Below are 10,440 nucleotides of genomic sequence, written 5' to 3'. Positions count from 1 at the left end.
GGGCCTGCTCGTGGCGGCGGTCGGGGTGGTGTATGGCGATATCGGCACCAGCCCGTTGTATACCCTCAAGGAAGTCTTTACCGGCGGTTACGGGGTGCCGGTCAACCACGATGGCGTGCTGGGCATCCTGTCGCTGATATTGTGGTCGCTGCTGTGGGTGGTTTCGTTCAAGTACGTGATGTTCATCCTGCGCGCCGACAACCAGGGCGAGGGCGGCACCATGGCGCTGACCGCCCTGGCGCGGCGGGCCACGGCGGCGTATCCGCGGCTGCGCACGTTGATGGTGATCTGTGGCCTGATCGGCGCGTCGCTGTTCTACGGCGACAGCATGATCACCCCGGCGGTGTCGGTGCTGTCGGCCGTGGAGGGCATGGGCCTGGCCTTCGACGGCATCGACCACTGGGTGGTGCCGATTTCGCTGGTGGTGCTGGTGGCGCTGTTCCTGGTACAGAAGCATGGCACCGAGAAGATCGGCAAGCTGTTCGGCCCGATCATGGTCACCTGGTTCGTGGTGCTGGGCGCGTTGGGCGTGCATGGCATTTCCCAGAGCCCGGAAGTGCTCAAGGCGTTCAACCCGGGCTGGGCAGTCAACTTCTTCGTAGTCCATCCCGGCATGGGCGTGGCCATTCTCGGTGCGGTGGTGCTGGCGCTGACCGGTGCCGAAGCACTGTACGCCGACATGGGGCACTTCGGCCGCAAGCCGATTGCCCGGGCCTGGTTCATCCTGGTGCTGCCAGCGCTGGTGCTCAATTACTTCGGGCAAGGTGCATTGCTGCTGCAAAACCCTGACGCGGCGCGCAACCCGTTCTACCTGTTGGCGCCGAGCTGGGCGCTGCTGCCGTTGGTCGGCCTCGCCACCATGTCCACGGTGATCGCTTCGCAGGCAGTCATCTCGGGTGCCTTCTCCCTGACCCGGCAGGCCATCCAGCTGGGCTACATCCCGCGCATGCAGATCCAGCACACCTCCAGTGACGAGCAGGGGCAGATCTACATTGGTGCGGTGAACTGGACGCTGATGGTGGGCGTGGTGCTGCTGGTGATCGGCTTCGAGTCATCCGGCGCCCTGGCTGCGGCCTACGGCGTGGCGGTGACCGGCACCATGTTGATGACCACCATCCTGGTTTCGGCAGTGATGCTGCTGCTGTGGAAGTGGCCGCCGCTGCTGGCGGTGCCGATCCTGCTTGGTTTCCTGTTCGTCGACGGGCTGTTCTTTGCCGCCAACGTGCCGAAAATCGTCCAGGGCGGTGCCTTCCCGGTGCTGGCCGGCGGTGTGCTGTTCCTGTTGATGAGCACCTGGAAACGCGGCAAGCAGATCCTGATGGAGCGCATCGACGAAGGCGCGCTGCCGTTGCCGCTGTTCATCAGCAGTATCCGTATTCAGCCGCCGCACCGGGTCGAGGGCACGGCGGTGTTCCTCACCGCGCGCTCCGATGCGGTGCCCCATGCGTTGCTGCACAACATGCTGCATAACCAGGTGCTGCACAGCCAGGTGGTGTTGTTGACGGTGGTCAGCGAAGACCGGCCGCGCGTGCCGGAGCAGGAACGCTTCGAAGTGGAGGCCTACGGCGACGGCTTCTTCAGGGTGCTGTTGCACTTTGGCTTCATGGACGAGCCGGACGTGCCGGCGGCCTTGAAGCTGTGCCATCTGGACGACCTGGACTTCACGCCTATGCGCACCACCTACTTCCTCAGCCGCGAGACGGTGATTGCTTCTCGGCTGGAAGGGATGTCGCGCTGGCGGGGCAACCTGTTCGCGTTCTTGCTGAAGAATGCCAACGGTAACCTGCGCTTCTTCAACTTGCCGCTGAACCGGGTAATCGAGCTGGGGACCCAGGTCGAGATCTGATGGCTAAAGGGCTGCTTTGCAGCCCATCGCTGGCAAGCCAGACTCCCACCGGGACCGCGTCATGTTGAATAATTGCGCAGTATTTGTGGGAGCCTGGCTTGCCGGCGATGGGCCGCAAAGCGGCCCCGATTCATGTCAGTTCTGTTCTGCTACGCTCGACTTGCCTTGGCGGGTCTCGATTTCACCAATCAAGCGCTTGGCCAGCGCCGGGTAGTTCTCGTCGAAGTGGTGACCACCCGGCAGCTTCAGGCGTTCGCCCACAGCGGTCTTGTCGGTACAGCCGCTCTCGTCGGTCTCCTCTACGCCATACACACACACCACCTTGGACGCCGGCAGCCTGGCCATCTCCGGCCCGGTTGGCGCTTCCTGGCCTTCCTTGCCCAGCCAGCCTTCAACCTCGATCTCGAAGCTGCCGCTGCGGGCGAAGGCCAGCAGCAGCACCGCATCGATACGTTGCTGGTCCTCGGCTGGCAGGCGGTTGTAGATCGCCGGCAGCACATCCGCACCAAACGAATAACCGGTCAGCACGAAGCGCTTGGTGCCCCACTTCTGCCGGTAGTGCTGCATCAGTTCGGAAAGGTCGGCGGCACTTTGCTCCGGGGTCTTGTGCTGCCAGTAGTAGCGCAGTGTGTCGATGCCAACCACCGGGTAGCCGAGCTTGGCCATTTCCCCGGCCACGTCGCGGTCCAGGTCGCGCCAGCCGCCGTCACCGGAGAGGAACAGGGTGACCGTGTCGGTCGTTTGCCCGGCCGGTACCTCGACCACCGGTATGGCCAGGGCATTGCCATCGTGACCGACCAGGGCCTGGGTCAACTTGGCCTTGAGCACTTGTGGCAGGTGGATGTCGTAGTCGCTGATGCTGGTTTCGGCATTGGCCTGGTCGCGCACGAATGCGGCGCTGGCGTCATCGGGGTTGTCGTTCCAGGCGACGTTCCAGTGGCCGTGGGCAGCCGCTTTCGGCAGCGCGACCTGGCAGCCGGGTTGCTCGACGGTGAAGTCCACGGAAATCGCCCTGGCCTTGTCGTCTGTCTGGGTGGCCAGCCAGCGCCAGGCTTGTGCGGCGCCTGGGCCGATACCGGCGACCAGGGTTGGCTTCTCGGACAGCTGCGCCACGGCCTGGTCCATTGCCTGTTGCTGCCGGGTGCAGTCGTTCGGTGGCAGGATCACCTGCACCAGTTGCGCCTCACCTGCCTGGCTCAGGTCCAGCAGCTGTTTGTCGGTCAGCGCCTGGTCCTGCGGCACGCCGATGGCCACCCGCGCCTTGGGGTGCACGCCAGGGGTGACGCGGGTGATAGCCGTGTCATTGAGGGTGAGTTGCTCCAGGCGCGCCTCGGGGGCGGGGCGGGTCCACAACCAGAAGGCCGCAGCGCCGCCAAGGGCCGCCAGCAGCAGGGGAACAAGCAGGTACAGCCAATAGCGTCGGGTCATCAACGTTTCACCAATCCAGTCAGGCCGCCAGCAATCAGGGCGGCGGTGTCGGCCAGTGCCACCAGCGGGTCGAGCCCGGCTGGCACGGCCATGTAGCGGGGTTCCCAGTCCGGCTGGAACTTGTCCTTGAAGCGCCGCAAGCCCTGGAAGTTGTAAAGCTGCTCGCCACGGCGGAAGACCATGGAGCCCAGGCGTTGGGTCAAGGGTGCACCACGCCGTGGTTGCAAGCCGGAAAGTGGCACCATGCCCAGGCTGAAGCGGGCGTAGTCATGGCTCTTGTAGTGCAGGATCAGGCCGATCATCATGAACTCCATGGTCAGCTTGGGTGCTTCGGGATGCGCACGCATCAAGTCGAGGCTTGCCAGTTCGTTGCCATGGGTTTCCAGCAGGTTGGCGAAGGCCACCGGGCGGCCCTGGAAGCGAATCAGGGCGATGCGGAAGTGCTGCAGGTATTCGGGGCTGAAGCGCCCCAGCGAGAAGCCTTTCTCACGCACATTCTTGCCGCTGAGCCAGGCGTCGGAAATCTCCTTCAGCTCGGCCAGCGGGGCATGACCGTGCTCGTGGATTTCCAGGCTGAGGCCATCGCGCCCGCCGCGGTTCCAGGTGTAGCGCAGGTCTTTCATTTCCTTGCCCTTGGCTTCGAGGTCGAAGCGGCGCAAGTCGACCCGGGCTTCTTCGCCCAGCTTCAGCGCCGTCAGGCCGATGTCCATGTAGAATGGCAGGTTCTCGGCGCGCACCTGGTAGAACACCGGTCGCGCGTGGTGCAGGTCGCACAGGTCGCGGAACTGCCAGATCATTTCTGCGCGCTCCTGGGCCGGGCCGATCGGGTCGTACAACGCCACCAGGCTGCGGCCACGCCGGGCGTACATGAGGAAGGCGTTGTCACCTGGGTGGAACAGCAGCGCCTTGTCGCCGGTCAGCGCCAGGCCACCGTCGGGCTGGTCGGAAGCCAGCAGAATACGGTTGGCGCGTTGCAGCTCTTGTTCATCGGGCAGGTGGATCACTGGTGGGGCGGTACGCAGCAGCCAGGTCAGCGCCACGGCTGCCAGCAGCAAGGCGCTGCCCATCGCCGCGCGCAGGCCACGTGGCGCGTCGGCATCAAGGGTGAACTGCCACCACAGCTGATGGCTGTAAGGCACATCCTGATAGGCGAACAGCAGCAGCCACACCGATGCGCCGACCGTGCAGGCGCTGGCCACCAGAAACACCGGCGAAAACGGTAGCTCCAGCAGGCGGCTAGGGCGGTAGAACGAGCGACGAAACACGGCCAGGAGGATGGCGGTAAACGTCAGCAGGCTCGCCTCTTCCCAGTCAAATCCCTTGAGCAGCGACAGCAGGGCGCCGACCAGCAGCAGCACGGTGGTCAGCAGCCAGGCGGCGGACAGCCGCCGGCGCAGGCCCTGGGCCAACAGCAGGCACAGCACGCCGATCAGGCTGGCGCCGAAGTGCGAGGCATCGATCAGGCGGTGCGGCACCAGAAAGCCCATGTGCTCCAGGCGTGTATCGATCTCCGGCGTGGCGCCGGAGAACAGCAGCACCACGCCGGACAGAAACACCAGAATCGACAGGATCGGCGCGGCCAGCCCGGAGGCGGCCTTGATGGCCTGTTGCGCAAACAGCAGGCGCCGGGCTTCGTTGGCCAGCAGCAACACACAGGCCAGTAACAGCGGCAGCACCACGTAGATCAGTCGGTACAGCAGCAGGGCGGCTGCCAGCGGTGCGGCGCCGAGCTGGTCGGCAAAGGCCGCCAGCAGGATCGCTTCAAACACCCCGACGCCGCCTGGTACGTGGCTGAGCACGCCCGCCGCCAGGGCCAGCAGGTACACCAGCACAAACGCGCCGAAAGGCGGTGCTTCAGGCAGCAACAGATAGAGCACGGTGGCGGCAGCAGCCACATCCAGTGCAGTAATCAGCAATTGCAGGGCGGCCAGGCGGGCGCCGGGCAGGCGCAGCGTGCGGCGACCCAGCTGCACCAGCAGGTTATTGGCCAGCGGTTGCTCTGCCAGGCGCCGGCGGTACAAGCCCAGCACCAGCAGGCCGGACGTCACCAGCACGGCCGTGGCGATACCCGCCAGCAGGCCAGCTGACAAGCCCAGCGCGGTCGAGGCGGCAGGCAGGTCGCTCAGGGTGGCCACGGCGGCCAGCGGCGGCAATGCGCAGCCCAGTGACAGGCTGGCAAACACGGTCATCCGTGCAACTTCGCCCGCGCCAAGGCCCTGGCGTGCATACAGCCGGTAGCGTACCGAGCCCCCTGACAGCATCGACAGGCCGATGGCGTTGCCGATGGCGAAGGCGCTGAAGCCGCCCATCAGCAGGGTGCCCACCGGCAGCTTCACCCCGGCATAGCGGCTGGCCGACCATTCATAGCCCAGCAGGATCACGAAGCCGATCACGGTCGCCAGCAAGGCGCCCAGCAATGACTGGGCCGGCACGCTGAGCATGGCATCGTGCAATGCATAGATGTCCAGCTCGCTCAGCAGGTGGCGGCAGGCAATCAAGGCCATGGTGAACAGCACCAGCGTCACCACCAGGCCGATGGGCTGACGGTAGCGGCTGAGGCGTTCGAGCAAGGGTAGGCGTTGCACGGCACCGGGCAGCGCCGAAGCGAGCGGCACCGGGGGTTCTGGGTTGTGCGAAGTCATGAAGTACCCCGGGCAGCTAGCGCGAGGTGAAGGAAAGGCGCGGCCAAGTGAAAGTCCCTTAGGAAAACGTATCCAATGTTACTCCGACCTCAACCGCTTTCAGCGGCCTGGCCGGGTTAAAGATAGTTCATCCTGGGCACGGCACCTCAAGCCTGCGGGTTGGCTGGAGGGCGGGGAAAATCGAAGTGACGAAAAGACGGAAGGGCAGAAACAACAAACCCCGCGCTGCTGTTACACAGGCGGGGTTTGTTCTGACGAATATGGTTGCGGGAGCCGGATTTGAACCGACGACCTTCGGGTTATGAGCCCGACGAGCTACCAGACTGCTCCATCCCGCGTCAGAGGTGCGCATTCTACAGCGAACGAACATTGTGTCAAGCGATTGTCACTGATATTCGAAAATCTTTTGCTGGCGTGTTATTGCGAGCAAACAAAAAGGCCACTGTATGAACAGTGGCCTTTTCTTGAAGCTGGTTGCGGGAGCCGGATTTGAACCGACGACCTTCGGGTTATGAGCCCGACGAGCTACCAGACTGCTCCATCCCGCGTCTGTGGGGCGGATTCTACAGTTTCCTGAACCTTTGTCAAACGTTAGTTGTTGATTTATCACAATATTCTAACGAGGCCTTTTTCGAGGCCAAAGAAAAAGGCCACTGCGTTAACAGTGGCCTTTTCTCGAATCTGGTTGCGGGAGCCGGATTTGAACCGACGACCTTCGGGTTATGAGCCCGACGAGCTACCAGGCTGCTCCATCCCGCGCCTGTGAGATCGAATTCTACGGATTTACTGCCGGGTGTCAAGCAAATTTTTTAGAAAAACCGTTTTTGTTCAATCCCTTAGCGCTTGATAACCTGACTTGGCCCAGGCGCGGCGGGGCTTTCAGGCCGATTATCGCGTGGCAATGTGGCTGAGCTGTTTCAGAATAGGGCGCATGCGATACTATCTGTATGAATTTACAGTGCTGACGGTCATCCATGTCCTTGCGCAAGATCATCCACGTCGACTGCGATTGTTTCTACGCCGCGATCGAGATGCGTGACGACCCGCGCCTGGCCGGCAAGCCCATGGCAGTGGGGGGCTCTGCCGATCGTCGTGGGGTCATTGCCACCTGCAACTATGAAGCGCGCGCCTACGGGGTACGCTCGGCCATGTCGTCCCGGCACGCACTCAAGCTGTGCCCTGACCTGCTGATCGTCAAGCCGCGCTTCGAGGCCTATCGCGAAGCCTCACGGGAAATCCACACCATCTTTCGCGACTACACCGAGCTGATCGAGCCCCTGTCGCTGGATGAAGCGTATCTGGATGTCAGTGACAGCCAATGGTATGCCGGCAGCGCCACCCGAATTGCCGAGGACATTCGCCGGCGCGTCGCCCGCACATTGCATATCACCGTGTCGGCGGGGGTCGCGCCCAACAAGTTCCTGGCCAAGATTGCCAGTGACTGGCGCAAGCCAAACGGGCTGTTCGTGATCACCCCGGGCGAAGTGGAAACGTTCGTCGCGGCGCTGCCGGTGGCCAGGTTGCACGGGGTGGGCAAAGTCACGGCAGAAAAAATGACCCGGCTGGGCATCGAAACCTGCCTGCAACTGCGTGAATGGTCGCGCCTGGCGCTGGTGCGGGAGTTCGGTACGTTTGGCGAGCGCCTCTGGGGGCTGGCACGCGGGGTGGATGAGCGGGCGGTGCATAACGATAGCCGTCGCCAGTCGGTCAGCGTGGAAAACACCTACGACACCGACCTGCCAGACCTGGCCAGCTGCCTGGCGCGGCTGCCGGAGCTGCTGGACAGCCTGAACGAGCGTATCGCCCGCATGGACAGCAGTTACCGGCCGGACAAACCGTTCGTCAAGGTCAAGTTCCATGACTTCAGCCAGACCACCATGGAGCAGGCAGGGGCGGGCAGGGACCTGGAAAGCTATCGGCAGCTGCTGGGCCAGGCGTTCGCCCGTGGCGGCAAGCCCGTGCGCTTGCTGGGGGTGGGGGTGAGGTTGCGCGACCTGCGCGGGGCGCATGAGCAGCTGGAGCTGTTCCCTCCTATATAAAGAGGGAAAGCGCCAAGGCCGCTGCTTCAGTTCATGCCGGGTTATTGCGCGCCGGGGTCAGCCACCAAGCGGCCAGTAGCCTTGGTCAACGACTGCAGGAATTCCTGCTGCAGTTCAGGGTCGTTGCGCGTCAGCTCGATCAGGCTCTGTTCCATTTCGCTGGCTTCCTCTTCAAGGCCCAGCTCGGACAGGCGCTTGACCCGGTGTACCCACTGGCCGACATCATCATCTTCGAGGTCATCGAAAATCAGCTCATGGGCTTCGAGCAGCTTGTTGCGCAGGGTGGCACTGACCAGCAGGCTGGCGTCGCCACGTACCGCGTTGTCCTCGTCGACTACCTGCAGATGCAGGGTGCCGACGTGGTTGAGGTTCTGTTCGGAGAACGGGCTGTCGAGCAGGTTCAGGCGTAGCACGCCGCTCCTGTCGGTGGTCAGCTCGTGGGTCATCTTGCCGGCCTTGGCCTCGACCAGGCGTTCGCTCCAGGGCACGCTGGTCGATTCCTCGCGCTTGCCTTTCTGCACTTCGCTGATCCCCGCCAGGTTCTGCTGGGCGCGGCCGTTGGACGGCACGTTCATGAACGGGTTGAGCCCGTCCACGCCGTAGCTGAGCCAATCGTGGGTGATGCTTTGCGGCAGGTTGCCCAAGGCGAAGACATTGATCACATTGGCGCCGACGCCGGCTACCACCGCCACTGCGCCCAGCGGGATCTCGTAGATCTCCCGCCAGGGCTGGTAGGGTGTGTAGCGGTCATAGCGACGAGTGACTTCAAACTCGGTGACTTCGAAGCGCTTCTGCTCATGCACGCGCACACGTCGCTGCGGAAGCTCCATCACCTTCGGCTCGCCGACATCGATCTGCAGGGTGTGCTCGAGCAGTTTGCGCTCGACGCGCTCCTCATGGTCGCTGCGCTGGGACATCTGGTTGGCGCAGCCGCCGAGGAGCAGGGCGCCAAGTGCGGCGCCCCCAAGGGTAATGGTACTTCGCTTGAACATGATCACTCGTGCATTGGTTATCAGCGGCGAACGCGGGCCTGCAGGAAGGTCAGCACTTCATTGACTGGCAATGGCTGAGCTTCCTGCTCGGTGCGGTGCTTGTATTCCAGGTTGCCGTCGGCCAGGCCGCGATCGCTGACGACGATGCGGTGCGGGATACCGATCAGCTCCATGTCGGCAAACTTGATGCCTGGGCTGGTCTTCTTGTCGCGGTCGTCCAGCAGCACTTCGAAGCCGGCGGCGGTCAGTTCGGCGTAGAGCTTGTCGGTTGCCTCGCGAACCACGTCGGTTTCGTAGCGCAGCGGTACCAGGGCAATCTGGAACGGGGCCAGGGCGTCGTTCCAGATGATGCCCTTGTCGTCATAGCTCTGCTCGATGGCCGCCGCGACCACGCGGGACACGCCAATCCCGTAGCAGCCCATCGACAGGACCACCGGCTTGCCGTTTTCGCCCAGCACCTGGCACTTCAGCGCCTCGCTGTACTTGGTGCCCAGCTGGAAGATGTGGCCCACTTCGATGCCGCGCTTGATCACCAGGGTGCCCTGGCCGTCCGGGCTCGGGTCGCCTGCGACCACGTTGCGCAGGTCGGCAACCTGCGGCACCGGCAGGTCGCGCTCCCAGTTGACCCCGAAATAGTGCTTGTCATCGATGTTGGCGCCGATGCCGAAGTCGCTCATCAGGGCAACCGAACGGTCGATGATGATTTCCAGCGGCAGGTTCAGCGGGCCCAGCGAGCCGGCGCCGGCGCCGATGGCGTCGCGCAGTTCGGCTTCGGTAGCCATGACCAGCGGGTCGGCAACCTGCTCGAGCTTGGTGGCCTTGATTTCGTTCAGTTCATGGTCGCCACGCACGATCAGGGCGATCAGCTTGCCTTGCTCGGCGCCGCGCACGATCAGGGTCTTGACGGTTTTCTCGATCGCCAGGCCGTGGTTTTCCACCAGCTGGGCAATGGTCTTGGCCTCTGGGGTGTCGACCAGGCGCAGCTCTTCGGTTGGGGCAGGGCGCACGGTTTCACGCGGGATGGCCTCGGCCTTCTCGATGTTGGCGGCGTAGTCCGAGGTGTCGCTGAAGATCACGTCGTCTTCGCCGGACTCGGCCAGCACGTGGAACTCGTGCGAGTAGCTGCCACCGATGGAGCCGGTGTCGGCCTGCACTGGGCGGAAATCCAGGCCCAGGCGGCTAAAGATGTTGCTGTACGCCTGGTGCATGCGGTCGTAGGTTTCCTGCAGGGAAGCCTGATCGGCATGGAACGAGTAGGCGTCCTTCATGATGAACTCGCGGCCACGCATCAGGCCGAAGCGCGGGCGGATCTCGTCACGGAACTTGGTCTGGATCTGGTACATGTTGAGCGGCAACTGTTTGTAGCTGGACAGCTCGTTGCGGGCCAGGTCGGTGATGACCTCTTCGTGGGTAGGGCCTACACAGAAATCGCGCTGGTGGCGGTCTTTCAGGCGCAGCAGTTCAGGGCCGTACTGCTCCCAGCGGCCGGACTC

At 63.6% G+C, this 10,440-nt stretch carries 6 protein-coding genes and 3 tRNA genes; 2 read left to right on the top strand and 7 right to left on the bottom strand.

Going from position 1 to position 10,440, the window contains the following annotated elements; translation table 11 throughout:
* Positions 1 to 1,846: potassium transporter Kup (locus HP547_RS22735; protein ID WP_172287491.1), on the top strand; the 1,846-nt coding region annotated here is incomplete at its 5' end.
* A 135-nt stretch (positions 1,847 to 1,981) separates the two neighbouring features.
* Here the strand turns inward: HP547_RS22735 and HP547_RS22730 are convergent.
* The 5 genes from HP547_RS22730 to HP547_RS22710 form a co-directional block, all read right to left on the bottom strand.
* Positions 1,982 to 3,274, bottom strand: coding sequence for a virulence factor family protein (locus tag HP547_RS22730; RefSeq protein WP_172287490.1), 1,293 nt, complete (start codon positions 3,272 to 3,274; stop codon positions 1,982 to 1,984).
* Positions 3,274 to 5,916 carry a bifunctional lysylphosphatidylglycerol flippase/synthetase MprF gene (gene mprF / locus HP547_RS22725; RefSeq protein ID WP_172287489.1) on the bottom strand — a complete coding sequence of 881 codons (2,643 nt, stop codon included), beginning with the start codon at positions 5,914 to 5,916 and terminating at the stop codon, positions 3,274 to 3,276. Before mprF ends, HP547_RS22730 begins: the two co-directional genes overlap by 1 nt.
* Positions 5,917 to 6,177: 261 nt before the next feature.
* Positions 6,178 to 6,254, bottom strand: a tRNA-Met gene (locus tag HP547_RS22720).
* A 133-nt stretch (positions 6,255 to 6,387) separates the two neighbouring features.
* Positions 6,388 to 6,464: transfer RNA gene (locus tag HP547_RS22715), tRNA-Met, on the bottom strand.
* 134 nt (positions 6,465 to 6,598) lie between these two features.
* Positions 6,599 to 6,675 (bottom strand) — tRNA-Met (locus HP547_RS22710).
* A gap of 221 nt (positions 6,676 to 6,896) precedes the next feature.
* Here HP547_RS22710 and dinB point away from each other — a divergent pair.
* Positions 6,897 to 7,955 (top strand): DNA polymerase IV, encoded by a 1,059-nt coding sequence (dinB, locus tag HP547_RS22705; RefSeq protein WP_172219750.1) that lies wholly within the window; start codon positions 6,897 to 6,899, stop codon positions 7,953 to 7,955.
* A 41-nt stretch (positions 7,956 to 7,996) separates the two neighbouring features.
* Here dinB and HP547_RS22700 read toward each other — a convergent pair whose 3' ends face one another.
* Both HP547_RS22700 and HP547_RS22695 read right to left on the bottom strand, forming a co-directional pair.
* Complete coding sequence (locus tag HP547_RS22700; RefSeq protein ID WP_172287488.1) at positions 7,997 to 8,947, bottom strand: hypothetical protein; 951 nt, start codon at positions 8,945 to 8,947, stop codon at positions 7,997 to 7,999.
* Between the two features lie 20 nt (positions 8,948 to 8,967).
* The coding region (locus HP547_RS22695; protein ID WP_172287487.1) for a proline--tRNA ligase at positions 8,968 to 10,440 on the bottom strand (1,473 nt) is incomplete at its 5' end.

This window comes from Pseudomonas sp. CM27 (assembly GCF_013179515.1).
In the GTDB taxonomy this organism is placed as follows: Bacteria; Pseudomonadota; Gammaproteobacteria; order Pseudomonadales; family Pseudomonadaceae; genus Aquipseudomonas.
The sequence above is the reverse complement of the archived record's forward strand: the minus strand, read 5'-3'. Positions and strand labels throughout refer to the sequence as shown.